This is a genomic window from Myxococcaceae bacterium JPH2 (assembly GCA_016458225.1).
GTDB lineage: Bacteria > Myxococcota > Myxococcia > Myxococcales > Myxococcaceae > Citreicoccus.
The window spans coordinates 27,518-49,277 of the sequence record JAEMGR010000026.1; the positions used below are offsets into that span (position 1 = coordinate 27,518).

20 protein-coding genes are annotated in these 21,760 nt (G+C 70.1%); 11 read left to right on the top strand and 9 right to left on the bottom strand.

The features are described 5' to 3' along the window. Positions 1–3: 3 nt before the first annotated feature. Entirely contained in the window at positions 4–378 is a 375-nt protein-coding gene (locus JGU66_28620) for a hypothetical protein (GenBank protein MBJ6764748.1), read from the bottom strand. 144 nt (positions 379–522) lie between these two features. Between JGU66_28620 and JGU66_28625 the strand changes: the two genes are divergently transcribed. Genes JGU66_28625 through JGU66_28635 form a run of 3 tightly spaced genes read left to right on the top strand, consistent with a single transcriptional unit; the run spans position 523 to position 2,919 of the window. Continuing rightward, complete coding sequence (locus JGU66_28625) at positions 523–1,872, top strand: acetyl-CoA carboxylase biotin carboxylase subunit (GenBank protein MBJ6764749.1); 1,350 nt, start codon at positions 523–525, stop codon at positions 1,870–1,872. Positions 1,873–1,914: 42 nt separating this feature from the next. Then, positions 1,915–2,127, top strand: coding sequence for a biotin/lipoyl-binding protein (locus JGU66_28630; protein MBJ6764750.1), 213 nt, complete (start codon positions 1,915–1,917; stop codon positions 2,125–2,127). Between the two features lie 21 nt (positions 2,128–2,148). Further along, the gene (locus JGU66_28635) at positions 2,149–2,919 is read left to right on the top strand and encodes an enoyl-CoA hydratase/isomerase family protein (protein MBJ6764751.1); all 771 of its coding nucleotides are present in this window, start codon (positions 2,149–2,151) and stop codon (positions 2,917–2,919) included. Between the two features lie 36 nt (positions 2,920–2,955). Here JGU66_28635 and JGU66_28640 read toward each other — a convergent pair whose 3' ends face one another. After that, on the bottom strand, positions 2,956–3,549 hold the full coding sequence (locus JGU66_28640) for a response regulator (protein MBJ6764752.1): 594 nt from the start codon (positions 3,547–3,549) through the stop codon (positions 2,956–2,958). Positions 3,550–3,642: 93 nt separating this feature from the next. Continuing rightward, positions 3,643–5,469 carry an FHA domain-containing protein gene (locus JGU66_28645; protein ID MBJ6764753.1) on the bottom strand — a complete coding sequence of 609 codons (1,827 nt, stop codon included), beginning with the start codon at positions 5,467–5,469 and terminating at the stop codon, positions 3,643–3,645. Positions 5,470–5,520: 51 nt separating this feature from the next. On the opposite strand from JGU66_28645, the gene JGU66_28650 reads away from it, so the two are divergent. After that, positions 5,521–7,152: a rhomboid family intramembrane serine protease gene (locus tag JGU66_28650; protein MBJ6764754.1), complete on the top strand. Its 1,632-nt coding sequence runs from the start codon at positions 5,521–5,523 to the stop codon at positions 7,150–7,152. A gap of 18 nt (positions 7,153–7,170) precedes the next feature. Here the strand turns inward: JGU66_28650 and JGU66_28655 are convergent, their stop codons facing one another. Then, a complete protein-coding gene (locus JGU66_28655; protein MBJ6764755.1) occupies positions 7,171–8,034 on the bottom strand; it encodes a hypothetical protein in 864 nt (287 codons plus the stop codon). Between the two features lie 4 nt (positions 8,035–8,038). After that, positions 8,039–9,319, bottom strand: coding sequence for a hypothetical protein (locus JGU66_28660; GenBank protein MBJ6764756.1), 1,281 nt, complete (start codon positions 9,317–9,319; stop codon positions 8,039–8,041). Positions 9,320–9,453: 134 nt separating this feature from the next. Here JGU66_28660 and JGU66_28665 point away from each other — a divergent pair, with 134 nt between their 5' ends. The 4 genes from JGU66_28665 (at position 9,454) to JGU66_28680 (ending at position 14,880) form a co-directional block, all read left to right on the top strand. Beyond that, on the top strand, positions 9,454–11,886 hold the full coding sequence (locus tag JGU66_28665; protein ID MBJ6764757.1) for a glycosyltransferase family 39 protein: 2,433 nt from the start codon (positions 9,454–9,456) through the stop codon (positions 11,884–11,886). A 110-nt stretch (positions 11,887–11,996) separates the two neighbouring features. Further along, the gene (locus JGU66_28670; protein ID MBJ6764758.1) at positions 11,997–12,860 is read left to right on the top strand and encodes an ABC transporter ATP-binding protein; all 864 of its coding nucleotides are present in this window, start codon (positions 11,997–11,999) and stop codon (positions 12,858–12,860) included. After that, complete coding sequence (locus tag JGU66_28675) at positions 12,857–13,663, top strand: ABC transporter permease subunit (GenBank protein ID MBJ6764759.1); 807 nt, start codon at positions 12,857–12,859, stop codon at positions 13,661–13,663. Before JGU66_28670 ends, JGU66_28675 begins: the two co-directional genes overlap by 4 nt. Positions 13,664–13,830: 167 nt before the next feature. Continuing rightward, positions 13,831–14,880, top strand: a complete 1,050-nt coding sequence (locus JGU66_28680; protein ID MBJ6764760.1) for an SPFH domain-containing protein — start codon at positions 13,831–13,833, stop codon at positions 14,878–14,880. Between the two features lie 22 nt (positions 14,881–14,902). On the opposite strand, the gene JGU66_28685 is transcribed toward JGU66_28680, so the two are convergent. Further along, positions 14,903–15,436, bottom strand: coding sequence for an FHA domain-containing protein (locus tag JGU66_28685; GenBank protein MBJ6764761.1), 534 nt, complete (start codon positions 15,434–15,436; stop codon positions 14,903–14,905). 67 nt (positions 15,437–15,503) lie between these two features. Then, positions 15,504–17,321: a chromosome segregation protein SMC gene (locus tag JGU66_28690; protein MBJ6764762.1), complete on the bottom strand. Its 1,818-nt coding sequence runs from the start codon at positions 17,319–17,321 to the stop codon at positions 15,504–15,506. On the opposite strand from JGU66_28690, the gene genX reads away from it, so the two are divergent. The 3 genes from genX to JGU66_28705 are packed head-to-tail and all read left to right on the top strand — an operon-like array spanning position 17,304 to position 19,749. Then, entirely contained in the window at positions 17,304–18,311 is a 1,008-nt protein-coding gene (gene genX, locus JGU66_28695) for an EF-P lysine aminoacylase GenX (GenBank protein MBJ6764763.1), read from the top strand. The two genes, JGU66_28690 and genX, sit on opposite strands and share 18 nt — an antisense overlap. Continuing rightward, on the top strand, positions 18,308–19,048 hold the full coding sequence (locus JGU66_28700) for a 1-acyl-sn-glycerol-3-phosphate acyltransferase (protein MBJ6764764.1): 741 nt from the start codon (positions 18,308–18,310) through the stop codon (positions 19,046–19,048). Before genX ends, JGU66_28700 begins: the two co-directional genes overlap by 4 nt. Then, positions 19,045–19,749 (top strand): inorganic pyrophosphatase, encoded by a 705-nt coding sequence (locus tag JGU66_28705; protein MBJ6764765.1) that lies wholly within the window; start codon positions 19,045–19,047, stop codon positions 19,747–19,749. Before JGU66_28700 ends, JGU66_28705 begins: the two co-directional genes overlap by 4 nt. 57 nt (positions 19,750–19,806) lie before the next feature. Here the strand turns inward: JGU66_28705 and JGU66_28710 are convergent, their stop codons facing one another. Beyond that, entirely contained in the window at positions 19,807–20,400 is a 594-nt protein-coding gene (locus tag JGU66_28710) for an MmcQ/YjbR family DNA-binding protein (GenBank protein ID MBJ6764766.1), read from the bottom strand. A gap of 127 nt (positions 20,401–20,527) precedes the next feature. Then, positions 20,528–21,733, bottom strand: coding sequence for an energy transducer TonB (locus tag JGU66_28715; GenBank protein ID MBJ6764767.1), 1,206 nt, complete (start codon positions 21,731–21,733; stop codon positions 20,528–20,530). Positions 21,734–21,760 lie beyond the last annotated feature (27 nt).

A 21,760-nucleotide genomic window follows, 5' to 3' on the forward strand; every position in this document is an offset into this window, starting at 1 on the left:
CGACTAGCGAGCGGGGAGGCGCGCCACGCTGGCGGTGCCTCGGCCCGTGAGCCGGTCACATCGCGTGAAGAGCCCGTCCACTTCCCCGTAGAGCGCGTCGACGCGCTCCGGGTGACGGGGGGCGGGAATCACGCCAGCGCCCGTCAGCTCCTCCAGGCGAATCTCCGCGCGCTGGAGCAACTGAAGGGCCTTGAGCAGCGAGCGCCCCTGCTTGGTGCCCTCCGGGGTGAAGAGGTTGCCGCCCTGGTAGAGCGCGACCAGCTCGTTGCGCGTGGCGTGGACCCGGTCCGCCATGCGACCCCGGTAGAGGTCCAGGCGCTTCGCGCGGCGAGCACCCAGGAGATCCACCACGCCGTCAGTTCCGTTCGAGGAAGGCATCACGTCGGACAAGGTACGCACGCTCACGCAACCCCGCAAATTTACAGGGTTGTAGGGTCCTGTTGCGCACGCATGTGCGGCCTTGTCAGGCAGGGGGGCCACGACTACGGTGGCCGCCCTTCGCGCCAGCTCGAGGTGTTCCGCATGTTCAAGAAGCTGCTCATCGCCAATCGGGGTGAAATCGCGCGCCGCATCGGCGCGGTGGCCCGGGGGATGGGGTTGAAGACCGTGGCCGTGTACTCGGACGCGGACGTGGACCTGCCCTTCGTCAAGGAAGCGGACGAGGCGGTGCGGCTGGGGCCAGCGCCTGCCAAGGACAGCTACCTCAACGTCGCGGCCATCCTCGCGGCGGCGAAGCAGACGGGCGCGGACGCCGTGCATCCTGGATACGGCTTCGTGTCGGAGAACGGCGAGTTCGCCCAGGCCTGCGCGGACGCGGGGCTCACCTTCGTGGGGCCTCCGCCCGAGGCCATGGCGCGGATGAAGGACAAGAGCCAGGCGCGCAAGCTGGTGGCCGCGGCGGGCGTGCCCGTCGTCCCTGGCAGTGACGGCGTGGTGCCGGACGTGCCGAGCGCGCTGGCCGCCGCGGAGCGCATTGGCTACCCCGTGCTCTGCAAGGCCGCGAGCGGTGGTGGCGGCATCGGCATGGCGGTGGCGAACAACGCCGTGGAGCTGGAGAAGGTCTTCCGCCAGTGCACGGACCGCGCGAAGGCCGCGTTCGGACGCGAGGGCGTCTACCTGGAGCGCTACTTCCCCGCGCCGCGCCACATCGAGGTGCAGATCCTCGGCGACCACCACGGCCACCTCATCCACTGCCTGGAGCGCGAGTGCTCCATCCAGCGCCGGCACCAGAAGGTGGTGGAGGAAGCCCCGTCGGTGCTCTTCGCGGACGGCAGGAACGCGGCGCTGGCGGAGAAGCTCTTCACCGCGGCGGTCACCGCGGCCCGCACGTTCGGCTACGCCAACGCGGGCACGGTGGAGTTCCTGTACTCGGACGGGCAGGTGTACTTCATCGAGATGAACGCCCGGCTCCAGGTGGAGCACCCGGTGACGGAGCTGACCACGGGCCTGGACCTGATTGGCTGGCAGCTGCGCATCGCGGCGGGCGAGAAGCTGACGGTGAAGCAGGAGGACGTGAAGCGGCGCGGGGCCGCGCTGGAGTTCCGCATCTACGCGGAGGACCCCGTGAAGTACTTCCCGTCCCCCGGGCCGCTGAAGGTCTTCCAGCCGCCCACGGGCGAGGGCGTTCGGCTGGACTCGGGCTACGTGGAGGGCAACGTCGTGACGCCCAACTACGACCCGATGATTGCCAAGCTCATCGTGTCCGGCGACACGCGCGCCCAGGCGATGGCGCGCTCGGTGGCGGCGCTCCAGTCGTTCAAGATCGAGGGCATCAAGACGAACATCCCGCTCCACCTGCGCATCGTGCAGGACCCGGCCTTCGGCGCGGGCGAGCTGGACACGCATTTCCTGGAGCACCACGCGAAGCCGTGAGCACGGCGCGCGAGGCATTCACCCCTGAAGAGGCACTCGACTATGACGGACGTGGCGGCGCACATCACGGGCACCGTGTGGAAGATTGAAGTGACGGTGGGCCAGAAGGTGAACGTGGGTGACGTCCTCGTCATCCTCGAGTCCATGAAGATGGAGATGCCGGTCGAGGCCACCGATGGTGGCGTCGTGCAGGAGATCCGGTGCAGTGAGACCCAGGCCGTCAACGAGGGCGACGTCCTCGTGGTGCTGGGCTAGGCGCGCGCGGAGGGCCGAGCGGTGGAGCCGTCACTCGACGTCGAGGACCGCGAGGGAGGCGTGAGGGTGCTGACCCTTCGCAACCCCGCTCGGCGCAACGCGCTGGATGACGCGCTGCTGGCCCGGTTGGACGCGGCGCTGGAGCCCGCGCCCCACGTTCGAGCGCTGCTCGTGCGAGGCGCGGGGGAGCACTTCTGCGCGGGCTATGACTTGTCCCATCTGGGCCCGCCTGGGGCGGATGGGCGGCTCCCGGACGACGCGCTGGTGGCGTGCCTGCTCAAGCTGGAGCGTCACCCCGCGCCCTCCGTGGCGCTGGTGCGAGGCGCGGCGGTGGGGGCGGGGTTCGACCTGGCCGTGGCCTGCGACTTCCGCATCGGCGGCCCGGATGCCTTCTTCATCATGCCGCCCGCGCGGCTGGGCATCGTCTACTCGCCCGAGGGACTGGCCCGAGCGGCCAGGCTGGTGGGCTTCGCGCACGCCAAGCAGCTCTTCCTCACGGCCCGTCGGCTGGACTGCCGGGATGCCGTGAGCTGGGGGCTGCTGGACGAGTGTCTCGAGGCTGAGGCGGCCGAGGCCCGCGCGCTCGCGCTGTGCGCCACGCTGGCCGGGCACGCGCCCAAGGCCGTGTCCGGGATGAAGGAAGTCTTCGGACTGCTGGCGCGCTCTCCGCTGTCCGACGAGGACCTGGCGCACGTGCGGGCCCTGCGCAGCGAGGCCTTCGGCAGCGAGGATGCGAAAGAGGGGCGGGCGTCGTTCCTGGAGAAGCGAGCACCGCGCTTCACCGGCCGCTGATTCACGGCGCGGCCGGTGAAGGGTGCTTCGCGCCGCTCAGGTATCGCCGAACAGCTCGCCCATGCGCAGCTGCAGGGCGGAGGCAATCTTGTAGAGCGAGGAGATGGATGCGGACGACTCCGCGCGCTCGATCTGCGACAGCAGGGACACGGACAGGCCAGTGCGGCGGGCGAGCTGCTTGAGCGTGAGCTCCTGCGTCTTGCGCGCGTCGCGGATGGTCCGACCGATGGCGCGGTGCAGGTCCGCCTCCGGGTCCTGCGACAGGCCCTTCTTCTGCAGGGCGTTGCGCACGGCCGCGGTGAACTGGTCCGGCTCCATCGGCTTCTTCACGTAGTCAGAAGCCTGCGCCTTCAGCGACGCCACCGCGGTGTCCACCGTGGGGTAGGCCGTGGCGACGATGACCGCGATGTCCGTGTCGTACTTGCGGATCTGCTCCAGCACCTCGGTGCCAGACATCTGCGGCATCATCATGTCGAGGATGACGAGGTGGAAGTCGGAGCCACGGAGGATGTCCACCGTCTGGGTGGGGTCCGTGGTGGTTACCACCTCGTAGCCCTCACGGGTCAGGACCAGCTTGAGGTAGTCGCAGTTGTCCTGCTCGTCATCAACCACCAGGATGCGAATCTGCACAGCGTCTCCTCGCTGCAGGTTGGTATGGACGTCAGACGCTTCTTCTCTTGGCGCGGCCTCCAAGGAGGAGACCGCGCCGCGTCGAGCCGGGGGTCACTCCCCTGCTGTCGGCTTGTAGCCCACCATCGCCTTCTCCACGGCTGCACGCCGTGAATCGCTGGCCGGTGCCATGTCGAGGAATTGGCGGTAGTGCTTGGCGGCAAGGTTCGTCTTGTTCAGACGAACATATGTCACACCCAGCAGGAACTGACATTCCGGATTTTGCGGAGCCAGCTTCTCGCACTGCTTGGCCTGCTCGAGCGCTGCCTCGTAGGCCTCGCGCTGCTTGGTGCGGATGAGGGCCTTGGCCTCGGTGATGATCGTCTCCACCTGGGCATCCGTCGCCGACGCGACCGGGGGCGGCTTGGCGGCCTCGACGGGTTTCTCCTGCGGCGCGGGAGCCGGAGGCGCCTCGACGGGCTTCGTCTGGGCGGCGGTGACCAGCGCGCTCAGCTCGGCATGGCGGTCCGCGAAGAGGGTGGTGGCCTTGGTCTCGGCGACCAGCTTGGCGGCCTCGGGGATGCGATGGCCCTCGAGCGCGGCCTGCGCGAGCGTGAGCTTCTCGTCGTAGCCCCGCTCCGTGGTCACCTGCTGCGCCAGCGCGTTGGCGTCCTTGCTCAGGCCGCCCTTCGGGTCGCGCATGGAGTCCAGGATGAGCTGCGCGGCCTGCAGGTCCTTGCGGGCCACCGCGGCGCGAGCCTTTTGGAGCTTCTCCTGCGCGGTCTCGACGGCGGGCGCGGGAGCCTGCTCGTCGGGCTTGGTGTCGGTGGGCTCCGTCTGCGCCTGCTTCGGCGGCGCGGAGTCCTCGGGGGGGGCCGGCGGGGTGTTGGGGTCGTTGGCGGGCTGCGCGACCTCGGGAGGCTGGGTCGGCTGCGTGCCGCCCTGCGACCGCATCACCAACAGTCCGCCGATCGCGCCGCCTGCCAGCAGCACGACGATGGCGGCCACGAGCGGGAGCTTCGAGCGGGGGGCCTCGCCCTCTTCCTCGCCGCCATCGGCCATCTCGCCGGGGCCGAGGAAGCGGAACTTCACGTGGCCCAGCTCCAGCAGGTCGCCGCTGGCCAGGGTGGCCTGCGCGTAGCTCTCACCGTTGACGGTGAGGCCATTGGCCGACTGCATGTCCAGGACGCGCCACTCGCCCGTGTCCTCGCGCACGACCTTGGCGTGGGTGCGCGACAGCGAGCGGTGGTCCAGGGCGATGTCGTTCTCCGAGGTGCGGCCGATGCGCAGCTCGGTGCGCACGCAGTCGAACTCCTGGCCCTTGAACTCGGTGGGGGAGAGGACCACCAGCCGTGGTCGCTCATCCGGAGGGACGACCTCCACCTTGCGCGGCCGGTCCGACTCCATCTGATCCATGCGGATGATGGCGGTGGCGTGGCGGCGGGCCTCGGCGGGAGAGGGCGGCGTGTGCCCAGGCTCGTCGCCTGACTCTTCCTCGTCTTCCTCGGGCTCTTCGTTCCCGGGTTGACGTCCCTCGAGCGCTTCGATGGCGGGAACGGTGGGGCGCATCGCTGCGAGCGCTCCATCCGAATCCGGCCGTCGCGGCGCGGGGACCTTGGCGGTGATGGGGCTGGGCGCGGCGTTGGCGGCGGCCTCGGTCTGCAGGGCCAGATCGTAATCACCGATCTGGATGAGGTCGCCCTCCTTGAGGGACGACTGTCCCGCGACGCGCTCTCCGTTGATCCGGGTGCCGTTGTAGCTCCCCAGGTCCTCCACCACGACATGGCCGTTCAGGCGCATGAGTCGTGCGTGCTGACGAGACACGTTCCTCTCGGTCAGGCGGATGGTGTTTCCCTCCTGACGTCCGATCGTGATCTCGTCACGCACGAAGGGGACAACGGTCTTGCGCCCCTCGTCGTCTTCGATGATGAGCTTCAGCACGGGTCCAATCCACGTACAGCTATAGCAGAACGGGCTTTCCAGAGACAAGCCATGCATCCCCCCAAAACGACAGGGCTTTTGTCCAAAAGCGTGGGGCGGGTGGGGCCGTTGTCCATCGGTCGGTTGGCCGGGAGGGGGGCGTGGACGGGGCTTCCGTGGGTGACGGCGACCCTCATGGCGCTCCTTGGCGGGGTGTATGCGGCGACCTTGGACACGGGGCCGATCCGAGTGGACACGCTGGTGCGCTGGGGCGCGAAGGCGGGGCCGCTGGTGACGGAGGTGGGGCAGGGATGGCGGCTGCTCGTGGCCAATCTGCTCCATCGGGACCTGGCGCACCTGGGCCTCAACCTGCTGGTGCTGGTGGTGGTGGGCACCACGGTGGAGCGCACGCTGCGCCGGAGGGACTACGTGGCGCTGCTGCTCGGCTCGGCGCTGGGCACGATGGCGGGCTCGCTGTGGTGGTCCAGCGCGGTGAGCGTAGGGGCCTCGGGGATGATTTTCGGCTGCGTGGGGGCGCTGCTCGTGCTGGGGCGCAAGCCGCGCGGGGCGGGCGAGCGGGGACGGTATCGCTGGTTCTCGGGCGAGGGCGCGCTGCCGACGGTGCTCGTGTTCCTGTGGCTCGGGTGGACGAGCGCGGGCGTGGACAACGCGGGGCATCTGGGCGGGCTGCTGACCGGATTGCTCGCGGGCACGGTGTTCTCGCCGCGCGAGCTTGACGGTGACGTCACTCGCGCGTCTCGGTGGCTGCGCCCGGTGGGGGTGGTGGCCCTGGCGGTGGGCGTCGCGGTGGGGGTGACGTGGGAGGGCTCGGGCTGGCAGGTGGAGCGGGACGATGGGTTCGGCGTGGCGGTGAGCCTGCCCGCGGGCTGGCGGCGCGAGGAGGACGCTCACGGCCGACGCTCGTTCTCCAACGGGCTGCCGGGACTGGGCCGGGCGACGTTCTCGGCGGAGGCCATCGAGGCGGGCGAGCCGGGGGATGGCGAGGTCCAGGCGCGCCACTTCCTGGCAGACGAGTTGGTTTCCGGTGTGCCGGGGCCGCATGGACAGGTGCGGTCGGCCTCGGGCCCGGAGGCGACGATGCTGGGGGGGAGGGCGGCCCAGCGGGTGCGCGCCGAGGTGGAGGGCGGCTCGGGCGCCACCTCCCTGCGGGCATGGTTCGTTCCGCGAGGGGAGTGGGTCTACCGGCTCGTGTTCACCTGGCCCGCGAGCTATCCCTCCTATGCGGCGGTGGTGGACCGGATGGTGGCGGAGCTTCGCCTGGAGGAGCCGGCGACGCTGCGTGAGGCTCGGGCGCGTGCGCTGTTGGTGCCCGGCGCGGTGGGGCCGCTGCGCGCGTTGGGTTCGCAGCTTCGCCGGTGGGGACTGGCCCGCGAGGCGGTGGAGCCGCTCGCGTCGGCCGTGCGTCTGGCTCCGGCGGATGTGCCAACGCGCGTGGAGCTGGCGCGTGCGCTCTTCGAGTCCGGTCAGGTGGAGGAGGGGTGTCACGCGGCGGCGGAGGCGCGGGTGTACGGCCCTTCCGAGACCGCTGCGCTGGAGGCCGGGGTTCGCTGCGAACTGGCCCGAGGGGACGCGGTGCGCGCGCTCGCGCGATTGGAAGAGGCCCGTCAGGTGGATCCTCGCGATGCGCGGCTTCGCGCGGCGGAGGCGGCGCTGCGCGCGGCGTTGGAAGCACCTGGGCCCTGAGCGGTTGGGGCACACGGCTCAGCGCGCGGAGAAGGGACGCACCACGATGCCCGCGCTCACGCTCCATTCATCGCGGCGCGCGAGCCCCGCATCTCCGTGGATGACCGTGCCCGCGAGGCGCAGGGCCACGGGCTGGTCGTTGAGTGCGAGGACGACGCGCTCCAGGCTGCCCTCGGCCCGCGCGCGGAAGTGCGCTCCCTGCTCGAAGTCATAGCTCCACCCCGCGAGACCCGAGGCGTGCACCGTCCACCCGCCGTCCTCGCTCTGCCAGCCCAGGTCCAGCCGGAGCGAGGTGAACGGGGACACCTCGTGCTCGGTGCCGTTCGGGGTGTGTCGAAGCACGTGGCTCGCCGCAGGGCCCACGGCGAGCCAGCGGCGCGGCGAGTTCGCTCGCAGCGGATCCACGAGCAGGCCCACCTGCGCCGTCTCCAGCACCCAGCCCGGGCCCTCCCAGGCGCGGCGCTCCAGGTGCGCGCCCTTAAGCGCCACGGCCACGTCGAACGGGAAGGGGATGCGCACGGGGCGCGCGGTGGGGACGAGGATGAAGCCATCCTCCAGGTGCCGGCGCAGCAGTCCGTCATAGGCCGTGAAGGTGTAGCCGGTGCGCTCGCCCTTCCACGTCTCCGTCAGGAGGAGGCGATGGCGGTTGTACCAAGGCGTCCCCTTGCTGTGGCTCTCCCGCCCCGTGCTGAGCAGGAGGCCCGCGAGCACCTCGAGAGAGGCGGGGCCCTGGCCGAGCCGGAGCCCCGTGCCCACCACCGGCCCGAAGTCCGGCTCGAAGCACGTGGCGAACACCTCGCCGCTCGCCGTGCGGCCCGTGCACGGGGGCTCCGCTCCCAGCGTGGCGGTGAGCAGCAGCGTCGTCAGGCCGAGCGCCAGCATGGGACTAGCCCTTCCCGTTTCCAGCGAGCGGCGCCGAGCGACGGACCGGGGCCCACAGCGAGAAGCGCAGCCCCGCCTGCGCGGACCACTCCCAGGTCGCCGGCAGGTGCGCCAGGTCGTCACGCCACGTGCCTCGGCCATCGAGCACCAGGCTCACGGGCTGGTCGTTGATGGCCAGCAGGATGGCCTCGTAGCCGGCGTGCAGGCGCAGGCGCTCGGGGCGCAGCACGCGTCCCTCCACGGCCTTGGAGAGCAGCACCTTCTCCACTCCCGCCTCCACGCGCAGGTGGTGGAAGCCGTCCCGGTCGAGCGTCAGGTCGCCTTCGAGCGCCGCCCCCGGAACCAGGGTGAGCTGGCGTCCCGTCAGGTCCCGCTCGATGGAGGGGCCGGCGCGCACGCGGACGTACGACACGAGGTCGCGCGAGTGCCACAGGTCCAGCGAGGCGTGCACCGTGCTCAGGGCCAGGAAGTCGGCTCGGGCGCCATCGCGGCGGACCTTCTCCAGGTGCATGGCCTCCGTCCAGACGCCCAGGTTCAGGAAGATGTCGTGCCGCGCGGGCTTGCCCACGAAGGTCGTCACGCGGACGAGCGGCTCGTGCTCCTCGGTGCGGAAGTCGTAGCGCAGCAGCGTCGCATCCAGGGCGCTGTCGTCCCCCAGGTAGATGGCCGTGTCGAACAGCGTCAGCCGATGCACGCGCGAGGGGCCCTGGGGCCACTCGAAGTCCATCCCGAAGTCCGCGCGCACGCGGTTGTCGTGGCCCGAGCCTCCCTCGACCCAGCGGGGCGCCCATGCACCTCCCAGCCAGATACGGCGGTGCAGGTCGAAGTTGAACTGCATCACCCGGCCTTGCTCGTCGCGGTACCAGCCCGGCGGCGCGCTGGCGACGGCGGGGATCAACCGGTACTCCCCCAGGGTGTCGAGGAGCGACTGGCTCACCACACAGCCCTGGCTTCGCTCCAGCGCTCGGTCCGTCTCCGTGCCCGACCCATCCAGCTCGTGGAGAGGGGCGACCCGGCACTCGTGCTTCGCGCTGTCGCATTCGGCCGCGTAGTGGCCCGACGGGACGCGCTCGGTGGGAGGGAGGTCGACGCAGTAGTGGATGGACTCCCACTGCTGCGTGGGCGGAGCCGGGGCGGCGGGCTCCAGGTGCAGCGGCGGCGCGGGCGGGGGCGGGGCCGTTTCGCCACCGGTCTGCTGAAGGGGCGCGGGCGCGGGGGGCGTCGTGTCGCCACCCTCCTGCCCGAGCAAGAGGGCACAGGTCAGGGCCGCGATGGAAGGCAGCATGGGTCTCCTCGGTCGGTGCGGCGCCGAGCGAAAGTGCCCGGAACCGTCAGGCGGCCAATACAAGGCCCGTGCCCCCGGCCGAGCCTCGGGCCTGCGCCCCTGGGGGCTGCCCGAGGTGTGCAGGCTTCTGCACAATGGCGGCTCACAGTGGCGCGAAATTGGCGCAACCCGCGAAGGTCGACCGGCGGGGAGCGCGGGGATATAAGGCCGCGATCCCGCCGAGCGCGGGGCATCCGTCCCGGACGACGAAGGAGCACTTGCCCGTGGCAAGCGACGGCGAACAACAGCAGCAAGAGCAGACCTTCACCGAGGCGCTTCTCGGCAAGGAGACCGTGTCGGGTGCGTGGGCGGCCAGGTGGCGCGCGCTTCCCGCGAGCCTGCGCGTGGTGCTGGCGACGGCCGGCTTCGCCGCGCTGCTCTTCATCCCCTACCTGGGCGCCGTGGGGTTGTGGGACCCATGGGAGACGCACTACGGCGAGGTGGCGCGCGAGATGATCCAGCGCCAGGACTACGTCTATCCCTACTGGGAGAACGCGTGGTTCTTCTCCAAGCCGCCGCTCACCATGTGGATGCAGGCGCTGGGGATGCAGGTGGTGGGCACGTTGCGCACCGATGGCGCGCTCGCTCGCTACACGGAGTGGGGCATGCGCATGCCCTTCGCGCTCCTGAGCATCGCGGCGGTGACGCTGCTGTCTCTGGCGGTGTCTCGCGTGGTGAGTCGCCGCGCGGGGCTGGCGACCGGCTTCGTGCTGTGCACCATGCCGCTGTACTTCCTGCTCACGCGGCAGACGGTGACGGACACGCCCTTCGTCACGACCTTCGTGTGCGCCATGGCGTGCGCCATCATCGGGCAGCTCGATGAGACGACGCGGCATCGCACCGCGTGGTGGTACGCCTTCTATGTGTTTGCGGGGCTGGCCACGCTGGCCAAGGGCCTCCTGGGCGTGGGCCTGCCCGCGGTCATCCTCGTGCTGTACGCGATCGCCGCCGTCATCCCGTGGGATGGCAAGAGCGTGGAAGCGCACCTGAGCTGGCTGCGCGACGCGGAGTTCCGCAAGGACGTGCGCGAGGGCCGCAGGACCATGCCGGTGCTGTGGGCGCAGATGTACCGGATGCGCCTGGGCACGGGCATCCTCGTGTTCGCCGCGGTCGCGGTGCCCTGGTACCTGACGTTGTGCCTCTTCGATGGCTTGGACGATGAGGGCAAGCTCTTCTGGTACCGCTTCTTCATCCACGACCACCTGAACCGCCTCACCGCGGGCGTGTACACGACGACGCCCGGGGGCTCGTTCGTGTACTTCATCGAGCAGGGCGGCTACGCCATCTTCCCGTGGGTGGCGCTGGTGCCGGGCGCGCTCGCCGTGGTGTCGCGGCTGCGGCTGCGCTCCGCGTCGAAGGCGGACCACCTGGCGCTCATCGCCGTGCTGTGGGTGGCCTTCGCGTTCTACCTGCTGGGCTCCAGCGCGACGAAGTTCCACCACTACGTGTTCCCCATCCTCCCGGGGCTGGCGGTGCTCATCGCCTTGTTCGTGGACAAGCTCTGGGAAGAGGGCATCTCCGCGCACGCGGTGAGCCTCATCTTCGGGCTCGTCCTGTTCATCCTCGTGGGCAAGGACCTGGCGGAGAACCCCAAGGACTTCACCGACCTGTTCGTCTTCAACTACGACCGGCCCTATCCCACGGACCTCGTCACGCGGCCCATCTCGCTGTTCTCCTCACGGCCGCTGTGGTCGGGGGACGTGGTCACGCTGGTGCTGCTGGCGTTCGGCGTCTACCTCTCCATCGACGCGTTCATGGGGCGCTCGCGGCGATCGCTCGGCGCGCGCGCGGTGGCGCTGCTGCTGCTGACATGCGGGCTGGCCACGCTGGGGGGTGTCTCCTCCCAGGGCCAGGTGTCCGCGCTGATGCTGTTGGGCTCGGCGCTGGCCGTCACCGGTGGCTACATCTTCCTGAAGGTCATGAAGCCGGGCACCGAGGAGAGCCGAGGGAGCTACCAGGTGCTCGCGGCGGGGCTGGTGTTCGTGGGCGTGTCGCTCGCGGCCCGAGGGTTCCGCATGGCGGGCACGGCGGATCCGCTGTTCAAGTCGCTGTCCGAGCCCATCAACGTGAAGGCGGCCATGGGCTTCGCGTTCGCGGTGGCGGGCATCCTGGCGGCGGTCGCGGCGCTGATGCGCTCGCGCGTGCTGCTGTTCAGCTCGTTCTGGGGTCTGGCCGCCAGCTTCGCGCTCTGGTTCAACTGGGGCCAATGGGTGGACCTGTCCCACCACTGGACGCAGCGCGACCTCTTCTGGCGCTACTACGGCCAGCGCAACGCGGGCGAGCCCATCGCGGCGTTCATGATGAACTGGCGCGGTGAGACGTTCTACTCGCGCAACACGGTGGAGCAGTTCCGCGCCGGTGACGCGAACATGCGCATGCGTCAGTTCGCCGCGCGCCCTGGCCGCGAGTGGGCCCTGGTGGAGCACAACCGGCTGAACCTGCTGCGCAACGCGGTGGGCACGGACAAGACCGTCACGCTCATCGATCGGGACATCAACAACAAGTTCGTCCTGGTGACCATCGAGTGAGCACCCTCGCGGTGCCTCGTGCGGGCGGCACGGTGGAGCCCGCATCCGCCGCGGAGCCAGGCGGCATCCGCGTGCGGGGGTTGGGCAAGTCCTTCGGCGAGCGCGTCGCGGTGGAGGGCCTCAGCTTCGAGGTGAGGCCCGGTGAGGTGTTCGGCCTCCTGGGGCCCAACGGCGCCGGCAAGACGACCACGGTGCGCATGCTGACGGGCCTCTTGCGGCCGTCCTCGGGCGAGGCCGTGGTGTGGGGCCATCGCGCGGAGCATGACGGCGAGGCGCTGCGCAAGGTGGTGGGGCTCCTCACCGAGCAGCCCGGCCTCTATGACCGGCTCACCGCGCGCGAGAACCTGCGCTTCTTCATGAAGCTGCACGAGTTGGACGAGGCGACGGCGTGGCCTCGGGCGAAGCACTACCTGGAGCGCTTCGGGCTGGCGGGCCGCGAGGACGACCCGTGCGGCGGCTTCAGCAAGGGGATGCGCCAGAAGCTGGCCATCATCCGCACGCTCGTCCACGACCCGAAGGTCATCTTCCTCGATGAGCCCACCAGCGGCTTGGATCCGGAGTCCGCGCGCACCGTGCGCGACGCGGTGGCGGAGCTGGCGGCCGAGGGGCGCACCATCATCCTCTGCTCGCACAACCTCGCCGAGGTCGAGCGGCTGTGTGAGCGCGTGGCGGTGGTGAAACGGCGACTGCTCGCGCTGGGGTCGGTGCGGGAGCTGCGCCGCGCGGGGCAGGCGTTGGAGGTTCGCGTGGAGGGCGAAGCCGAGCGGTTCCGTTCAGTGCTCTCCGCGCTGCCCTTCGCGCCGGGCGTGTTGGCGGAGGGCGGGCGGCTGCGCGTGCTGCTCGCGGACGAGGCGCATGCCCCGGACGTGGTGGCGTGTCTGGTGGGGGCCGGTGCGCGGATTCACAGCGCGGTGCCCGCCCAGCGTCCGCTCGAAGAGGTGTACCTGGACCTGCTGAAGGAGGATGCGGCGTGAGTGGAGCGTTCCGTCCCCGGCGCGCGCTGGCGGTGTTCTGGAAGGACTTCCTGGACCTGCGCAAGAACGTGGGCCTGCTGGTGTCCATGGCGGTGCTGCCCGCGGTGATGGTGACGGTGCCCATCGGTGTGGTGTGGACGTACGTGCGGCAGCCGGACCACGCGGACCTGCGCACGGTGGCGCTCTTCTATGACCCCACGCTGCCGCTCAACGTGAGCGCGGCGCGCTTCCTCATCGACAAGTCGCTCACCGACTGGTTCGGCATGTTCCTGGTGATGCCGGTGTTCGTGCCCATCCTCATCGCGTCCCAGAGCGTGGCGGGGGAGAAGGAGCGCCGGACGTTGGAGCCGCTGCTCGCGTCCCCGGTGACGGCGGCCGAACTGGTGGCGGGCAAGAGCCTGGCGGCGCTGATGCCAGCGGTGGCCATCACCTGGGTGGCGTTCGTGCTGTTCTGCGTGGGCGTGGACGTGGTGGCGTGGCCGCTGGTGAAGGCGCCGCTCATGCCCAACGCGCTCTGGGGCTTCGGGGTGTTCGTGCTGGCGCCGCTGTTCGCCTTCTTCGGCAACGGGGTGGCGGTCATCATCTCCGCGCGGGTGAACGAGGCGCGCATGGCGCAGCAGCTCGCGGCGCTGGTGGTGCTGCCGCTCGTGGGGCTGGTGGGCGGGCAGGTGGCCGGCTTCCTGAAGGCGGGCGCGGGCTACTACGCGCTGGAGGGCGCGGTGGTGCTGGTGCTGGATGTCGTGCTGCTGGTGGCCAGCATCCGGCTGTTGGACCGCGAGCGGCTGGTGGCTCGCTGGGGCTGAGGTCCCTGGGCGACCGACCGGGCAAACCCCCGTGAAGATGGTATCTTTCCGCCCCGGACGCGGGACGAAAGCGGGCGCGCTTTCGTTCCGGTGGTCATGCATTTAGTGGGCGTGGTTGGCGGTGCGAGTTGATGGGCCGCAAGGCGGCCACGGAGGCGCTGAAAGCAATGGGGATCTTCGACAGCATCAAGGGCGAGGCGAAGCGCAACTTCATCGCTCGGGCGGACGATGCCAAGGGGCAGATCGTCTACAAGTACCCGGAGAAGAACGTCCGGATGCTCACCCAGGTCACCGTCGCCGCCGACGAGGTGGCGCTGTTCGTCAAGGACGGCAAGGTGGAGGGCAAGCTGGGGCCCGGCCGTCACTCGCTGGACACGAACAACATCCCGTTCCTGTCGCGGCTGCTGGAGGGCTTCACCGGCGGCAACATGTTCATCGCGGAGATCTTCTTCGTCTCCGTGCGTGAGCACACCGGCCTGAAGTTCGGCGGCCCCATTGGCGACGTGCGCGACCCGGAGACGGGCCTGGGCATTGGCACCATGGTGTACGGCGACTTCTCCATCCGCGTGACGGAGCCGGAGAAGCTGGTGGTGGGCCTGGTGGGCATGGGCCGCTCCAACAACGAGGAGTTCGTCGGCTGGTTCAAGAACCAGGTGCTCAAGGTGACGCGCGACCGCATCGCCGAGCTGCTGGTGAAGAAGAAGTGGCCGCTGCTGGACGTGACGAGCGGCGCGTACACCGAGGAGATTGAAACCGAGGTCATCGCCGGCCTGAAGCCGCACGTGGATGACTACGGCCTCACCGTGGTGCGCATGGGCAACTTCCACGTCAGCATCAAGGACGAGGACGAGGCCACGCTGAAGAAGCTGTCCAAGGACGTGGCCTACTCGCGGCTCGCGGGCGGCTTCCAGCAGTACGCCCAGGGCCAGGCGATGCTCGGCGCGTCCGAGGGCATGGCCAAGGGCGGTGGCGGCTCGGACGGCGCGCTCCAGGGCATGGGCATGGGGATGGGCTTCGGCATGGCCCAGATGTTCTCCAACCAGCAGCAGCAGGCCCAGCAGCGCGTCCCCGCGTCGGAGCCGGCTCCCGCGGCGGCTCCGGCCGACACGCGCTCGCCCGCGCAGCGCCTGAAGGAGATCAAGGAGCTGAAGGACGCGGGCGTGCTGACGGACGAGGAGTACAACGCCAAGCGCGCGGAGCTGATGAAGCTGCTGTAGCGCCCGCGCGAGCGGCCAGTCCTCAGGGCGGTGACTGGGGACTGGCCAGCCGCAGGTGCGCGTGGAGCGTCTCCGCGAGCAGGTAGAGGAACGGGGCGTCGCCGAAGGCCAGCGTGTCGCCGTCGTGGAGTACCACCTGGGCTCGGAAGCCCAGCGGTGCGCTGTTGATCCACGTCCCGTTCATGGATTGCGCGTCGCGCACCGTGAAGCCGCCCGTGGTCGCGTTCCAGCGCAGCGTGGCGTGGTGCTGCGAGACGGAAGGGTCCGGCACGACGAGGTCGCACTCGGCTCGGCCGACGGTGAACTCCTGGCCATCCGCGGTGGGCTGGAGGAAGTGGACCTCCAGGTTGTCGAAGTCGCGCAGCATGGCCAGCAGCCGCTCCGTCATGCGGTTGCGGTGGGCCATGCCCACGGTGCGCACTCCCGTCATCTGCGCGGCGATGTTGCGGAACACGGGGTCAACGGGCTGCTGGATGAGGGCCACGGGCCCGGACGCGGCCCGGAACGCATCCAGCGAGGCCCCGGCGAAGGGTCGGAGCTGATTCACGGACACCATGGCGTCCCACCCTACGTGCAAGCGGTGGGGACGCAAAGCATTCCGCGCGCGGCTCGCCCGCTGGCCATCACGCGCCGGGTGTCGTGCTCGCGGGGGCGGTGAAGTTTTCCAGGCCGGGCGCGGGCTTCGCGCCCGTGGGCGGCGGTGAGGTGGGCGTGGGCGGCGTGGTGAAGTTCTCCAGGCCGGGCGCGGGCGGCAGCAGGTCCTCGATGCGCTTGAGGTCCAGCTTCATGGGCACCTGGAGCGTGGTGCCCAGGCGCAGCAGCAGCACGTCCGGCGCGATGCCCTGCTCCCCGAGAGCCTGGGTCACCTCGCGGGTGGACAGGCCATTGCCATGCGCCCACAGGCCCTTCAGGAAGGTGCCCGCGTCGGCAGAGCGCCACCACGCGGGGCCGAAGCGCGCCTTGAGCTGCCCCTGGAGCTGACCCGCGAGGAACCACGCGCGGAAGCTGTCCGCTGACTCGAAGAAGTCCTCCTGGTCCACGAGGTAGCGCGCGACGTCGTCGTCGCTCATGGGCATGTCGTCGGTGCGCGCCATGATGGTGCGGTACAGCTCCTTCGGATCCGCCTCCACGCGCCGGTGCAGCTCCAACTGGTACAGCAGGCGGCCGGCCGCGTGACGGATGAGGAACAGCTTGTGCGCGCTGGAGGCCGCCAGGTACTGCGCGCGCTGCTCGCCAATCACGCCCGCGTGCTCCTCGAGCCACACGGGGTCTTCCAGCAAGTCCTCGAAGAGTGCCGAGTACGCCTCGCCCACGGTGGGGTTGCCGAGGACCGCCAGCTCGAAGCGCGGCTCCTTCGTGAAGGCCGCGTGCAGCGTTTGACCGAACGCGCGCAGCACGTGCGCTTGATGCAGCACGCCCATGCCCGGCTTGAAGGACATCCGCACGTCGCCGGGCACCTGCACCGGCAGCGACAGCGGAAGCCGGTTCTTCCGAGGCAGGTCACGCGCGTCGATCTTCACGTTGGGCATGGCGTCCAGGTCGATGCCCATTCCGGCCACCGTGCCATGCGCCTTGAGCAGCGCTTCGCCCTTGGGGAACGCGTCCTCGACTTCGCGCGCGCGGAACAAGCGAGGGATGTCCGCGCGGGTAATCTGGTTGAAGGGCAGTCCCAGCTCGCGCTGGCTCAGGCGCTCCATCACCACGCGGTACGGCTCCTGCGTCGCCTGGAGGATCTCCTCGGCGAGCTTCGCGAGCCGCTCCAGGTCGGTCTGCCGCAGCTCACTGCCGAAGGCCTCGTAGGACTCGAAGCCCATCTCGCGCACCAGTTCCTCGGTGCGCAGCTCGCGCCGGCGCAGCGTCTGGTTGATTCGCTCCAGCGCGGGCGTGGCCGCGGCGTAGAGCGCTCGACGCTTCGTCGCGCTGCGCTCGTTGGCGAGCAGCCGCTCCAACTCGCGGTAGTGCACTTCGCGCCCGTCCACGCTGAGCGTCAGCGAGGACGTCAGGTTGGCCATCAGGTCGTTCAGCTCCGCGAGCGCGTGGGACACGTGCTCGCCAGCGAAGTGGCTGTGCAGCGCTGTCAGCGCGCGCAGCTCATGCGGATCCTTCGTGAGCTGGCGCAGGCGATCGATCTTCCGCAGGTTCTCCAGCGAGAACAGCGCCTCCTTGCCCGCGTACGTCCCGGCCACGTCCACGCGCCGCCCCTCGGTCCAGCTGACCCAGAGGAGGCGGGCCTGTTCTTCAATGAGTTTCTCGGATTCCAGAGACAGTGCCCGGACCTCCTGGGTCAGGCGCTGCTCCTCGCCGACGGGCTGGACCGGTGTCGCGGGAGGGGCCTTGGGACACGCGGTGAGGCAGAGCGCCAGGGCGAGGAGGGCGGGAATCCTTGGGTGCATGCGGGGCCCCATGTTACTTCCGCCGTGCCCATGCCCAACCCCACTCAATGGCGGGCTGCTCGGGGCCGCCAGGCCCTCTACTCCGCCCTGCGCCGCTTTTTCACTGGCCAGGGGTACTTGGAAGTGGACACCCCCTTGCTCGTGCCCGCACCTGGCATGGAGCCCCACATCACCGTCTTCGAGGCGCCGTTCGTGCCGGAGACGGACGTGGGCCGCGCCCGGACGCTCTACCTGCACAGCAGCCCCGAGTACGCGATGAAGCGCCTGCTCGCCGATGGGGACAGCGGGCCGCTGTTTCAGATCTGCAAGGTGTTCCGCAACGGAGAGGTGTCTCCGACGCACAACCCCGAGTTCACGCTCCTGGAGTTCTACCGGCCCCAGGCGGACTACCACGCCATCATGGCGGACCTGGAGGCGGCGCTCTCGGAGGCAGGGCGCGCGGCCACGCCGGGCGAGCCGGGGGCCGACCCGTCCTTCTTCGCGCGCACGCCCTACGAGCGGCTCACGGTGCGAGACGCGGTGCTGCGCGCCACGGGCGTGGACCTGCGCGAGCATCCGGATGGGCGCTCGCTGAAGCGGGCGGCCGAAGCGGTGGGCGTCCGCACGTGGGATGCCGAGTCTTTTGACGACGTGTTCTTCCACCTCTTCCTGCAGCGGGTGGAGCGGGGGCTTGGCCACGAGCGGCCCACGTTCCTCATCGAGTACCCCGCCTCGATGGCCGCGCTGTCGCGACTGAAGCCGGGCGAGCCCCAGGTGGCCGAGCGCGTGGAGCTGTACGCGAAGGGGCTGGAGCTGGCGAACGGGTTCTCCGAGCTGACGGACGCGGTGGAGCAGCGCGCGCGGCTGGTGGAGGAGCAGGAGCTGCGCCGGCGGTTGGGGCGCTCGGTGTATCCGTTGGATGAGCGGTTCCTGGAAGCGGTCGGACGCATGCCGCCCTCAGCGGGCATCGCGGTGGGGCTCGACCGAATCCTCATGCTGCTGCAGGGGGTCCAGCGCATCGAGGACGTCCTCTTGTTCCCCGCCCACGGGTTCGTGTGATTCGCGCTCTCCTCCAGACGGCTTTCGCTGGGACGTCCGCGGTGGGACTCACCGGCGTGTTCTCCGTGGTCGTCTCCGCGCACTCGCTGCGCGACGACCCCGCGTCCGCGGACGCGGCGCTTCATACCTGGGGCAAGGCGGTGCTCGCCTCGGCGGGCGTGCGCCACGAGGCCCACGGGCTGGAGCACATCCCGCGCGAGGGCAACGTCATCTTCGTGTGCAATCACCAGTCGCACTACGACGCGCCCCTCAACTTTGCCTACGTCCGCAAGCACACGCGCTACGTGGCCAAGGAGGAGCTGTTCCGCATCCCCGTGTTTGGGCCGGCCATGCGCATCGCGGGAAACATCCCGGTGCGGCGCACGGGAGGCGAGGAGGACCGCGCTCGGCTGGCTGACGCGGTGACGGCCGTGCGAGAGCGCGTCAGCGTGCTGTTTTTCGCGGAGGGCACGCGCAGTCCGGACGGGGAGTTGAAGCCGTTCAAGAAGGGCGCGGCGACGTTGGCCATCCAAGCCGGCGTGCCCGTGGTGCCCATGGCGGTGTCGGGGACGCGGCTCATCCTTCCCAAGGGGAGCAAAGCCGTGCGGTGGGGCCAGCGCGTGGCGCTGGTGGTGGGCGAGCCCATCTCCACCCAGGGGCTCACGATGGACAACCGCGACGCGCTCACCCGGCGCCTGGAGGGCGCGGTCGCACAGCTCTACGCCGAGGCGCGCGAGCGCTCGGGAGACGTCTCATGAAGAAGAACCCGCAGCAGAGCAGCTATCAGTTGCATCCCTGGCACGGCGTCACGCCGGGCAGCGAAGCCCCCGAGGTCGTCACCGCGTACATCGAGATCGTCCCGACGGACGCGGTGAAGTACGAGCTGGACAAGGAGTCCGGCATCCTCAAATTGGACCGGCCGCAGCGCTTCAGCAGCCAGTGCCCCTCGCTCTACGGTTTCATTCCGCAGACGTACTGCGACGAACTGGTGGCGAAGCGCTGTGCCGAGCGCACGGGCCTGAAGGACGTGCACGGCGACCGCGACCCCATCGACATCTGCGTGCTGACGGAGAAGGTCGTCTCCACCGGCAACCTGCTGGTGCGCGCGGTGCCCGTGGGCGGCTTCCGGATGGTCGACGGCAACGAGGCCGACGACAAGATCATCGCGGTGCTGGAGTCAGACCTGGTGTACGGCGAGCTGCAGCACATCGCGCAGCTCCCGCGCCCGCTGCTGGATCGCCTCAAGCACTACTTCCTCACCTACAAGCAGCTGCCGGGTGAGGGAAAGCGCAGCGTCGACATCGCGGAGGTCTATGACCGCCCCGAGGCGCTGGAGGTCATCAAGCGCAGCATGAAGGACTACGATCGCGTCTTCGGCAACCCGAAGCCCGCGCCCGTCACCCAGCGGCGCGCGAGTCCTCCGCCCGCTTCCGCTCGGCGCAAGAAGGGCGGCAAGTAGGCATCGCGCGTTTCCGCGCTCCCTCGGCTTGAGTCGGGGAGCGCGGAGGACGTGCGACTACGAGCGGCGGGCGCGGCGCGTCGTGGGCGCGGCCTGACGCTTGCCCCGAGCCGGAGTGGCCTTGCGCGCGGGGCGCTTGGGCGCGCTCACCTTCTTGGGCGGGCTGGCCTTCTTCGTCGCGCCGCGCACCTTGGCCACGGCCTTCTTCGCGACCTTCTTCACGCTCGCCACGGCCTTCTTCGCGGCGGCCTTCACGCGGGTGGCGCGGCTCGGGGGGCTCCCACGGCCTGCCTTCGCGGACAGCTTCTTGGGCGCGATGGCCTGATAGCTCTCGTCAATCCACGCCTTGAGCACGGACACGGGCGCCTGCGCGCCGGCGTCGAAGCGCGCCGTCACCCAGCCGCTCTTGCCCAGGCCGTAGTCCGTGGGCTGCGTGAAGGGCAGCATCAGCGCCGCGCCGCCGGACTCGGGCAGCTTGACGGACAGGCTCAGCTTCGCGCCGTCCACGCTCATGAAGAGGAACGTCTTGTCCTTCACCTTGATGGCGCGATGACCCCACGGAAAGTCCTCGTGGGCGCCGGCATGGCTCATCGCGTGTTCGCGCAGGGTGGCTTCGATCTTCTGAGTCTGGGTGTCTTTATCCGCGGGCATCGGGGCAACCTTGTTTGCCATGGAAGGCATGAATACTAGGAGGAGTGGGAGAGGCGGCCTAGCGCTGGAAATGTCATTTCACGGAATCTGATCGCCACTCGGCAAAAGGGTAGGCGCGGACCTGCCGTCAGCGGACTTCCAGCAAGCGGACGTGTTTGTAGATGCGGCGGTCCAGGGGCATGCGCGGGTCGACGAAGCCGAGGGCCTCGTCGAACTCGAAGCTGAACGACGGTACTGGCGGGCTGATGGAGATGACCAGTTCGAACTGCCAGAGGCTGATGATGCGGCTACGGCCATGGAGGGCTTCGGGGGGAGGCGGAGGCAGCATCCGCGCGGCGGCGCGCACATCCTTCACCGCCTCGCGGTCCACTTCGGGCGCGTGACTTGGGGAGACGAGCCGCACGTCGAGCAACTCGCCCTCCGCGTTCTGCTCCACGCGGATGACGGCGGACCGGATGTCTCGGAACCGCGCTTCCCACTGTGCGCGAAGCTCGCGATCCACGTCCAGGTTGGGATGCATGGGCTCGCCGGAGGCATGGCGTCCCGCTGCGGCGAGTGTCTTCCCGTCAACGGGAGCGCCCGTCGCACCGTAGGCCGCGGCGTGAGCCATCCACATCTGGCCAAAGGCCCGCGAGTTGTCTCGCTGCTCCGCGAGGAACCCCTTGAGGCCTTGTCGTGACACCGCGCGGTCCGCATCCCAGGCCTTCATCAAGGTCTTGCCCAGCGTTTGGAAGTACGGGTCCACGAGCCCGCGCTCCACCCGACCGCGCCCCATGCTCTCCGCGACCAGGTCCTCGACCACGCGCTGCGCGCCTGGAGGAGGGACGCCCGCATCCAGCTCCATCACGGGCCCCGAACCGCCCGTGCCGCGCTCCACGTTCTGACTCACGACGAGCAGCTGCGGGTCGGGGTGAGGCGCTTGCCTGGAGGGGACGCTCAGGTCCAGGCGCGGGGGATTCGCTCGGGGAATGTCGCTGTCCAGGCGCGGCGCGGCGCGGGGTGTGTCCTGGGCCATGGCGGGCGAGGTCGGTGGGGCAGGGCGCGGGGGCTCGTGCGCGGTCGGCCCGGCGCGTGGCACGGCTTGGGCGGGTGAGGTTGGTGTGCGGCGCGGCGCTGCGTGGGCCGTGGCGGGGGCGGGCGGTGTGGTGGCTCGCGGTGCGACGGGGGAGCGGATCTCCACCGCGAGCCATCCAGGGGCGACAGGGCCCGCGTGAGTCGTGGCCCACGAGGGCACGGACGGGGGGCGCCGCGCGAGCGCCCAGCCGAGCGCCACGTGCGCCCCGAGGCTCAGTCCAAGCGGCAGAAGCAGGCGTCGCATAGGCGCCGGCATCATTGCCGGTGCGGCAACCGAGGCCGTGTG

Excerpts from the sequence above, each read along its gene's own strand:
- JGU66_28715 (MBJ6764767.1), bottom strand. The coding sequence starts at position 21,733 with ATGATGCCGGCGCCTATGCGACGCCTGCTTCTGCCGCTTGGACTGAGC.
- JGU66_28625 (MBJ6764749.1), top strand. The coding sequence starts at position 523 with ATGTTCAAGAAGCTGCTCATCGCCAATCGGGGTGAAATCGCGCGCCGC.
- JGU66_28685 (MBJ6764761.1), bottom strand. The coding sequence starts at position 15,436 with ATGGTGTCCGTGAATCAGCTCCGACCCTTCGCCGGGGCCTCGCTGGAT.
- JGU66_28630 (MBJ6764750.1), top strand. The coding sequence starts at position 1,915 with ATGACGGACGTGGCGGCGCACATCACGGGCACCGTGTGGAAGATTGAA.
- JGU66_28620 (MBJ6764748.1), bottom strand. The coding sequence starts at position 378 with ATGCCTTCCTCGAACGGAACTGACGGCGTGGTGGATCTCCTGGGTGCT.
- JGU66_28710 (MBJ6764766.1), bottom strand. The coding sequence starts at position 20,400 with ATGCCCGCGGATAAAGACACCCAGACTCAGAAGATCGAAGCCACCCTG.
- JGU66_28660 (MBJ6764756.1), bottom strand. The coding sequence starts at position 9,319 with ATGCTGCCTTCCATCGCGGCCCTGACCTGTGCCCTCTTGCTCGGGCAG.
- JGU66_28705 (MBJ6764765.1), top strand. The coding sequence starts at position 19,045 with ATGAAGAAGAACCCGCAGCAGAGCAGCTATCAGTTGCATCCCTGGCAC.
- JGU66_28650 (MBJ6764754.1), top strand. The coding sequence starts at position 5,521 with ATGCATCCCCCCAAAACGACAGGGCTTTTGTCCAAAAGCGTGGGGCGG.
- JGU66_28655 (MBJ6764755.1), bottom strand. The coding sequence starts at position 8,034 with ATGCTGGCGCTCGGCCTGACGACGCTGCTGCTCACCGCCACGCTGGGA.
- genX (MBJ6764763.1), top strand. The coding sequence starts at position 17,304 with ATGCCCAACCCCACTCAATGGCGGGCTGCTCGGGGCCGCCAGGCCCTC.
- JGU66_28665 (MBJ6764757.1), top strand. The coding sequence starts at position 9,454 with ATGGCGGCTCACAGTGGCGCGAAATTGGCGCAACCCGCGAAGGTCGAC.
- JGU66_28680 (MBJ6764760.1), top strand. The coding sequence starts at position 13,831 with ATGGGGATCTTCGACAGCATCAAGGGCGAGGCGAAGCGCAACTTCATC.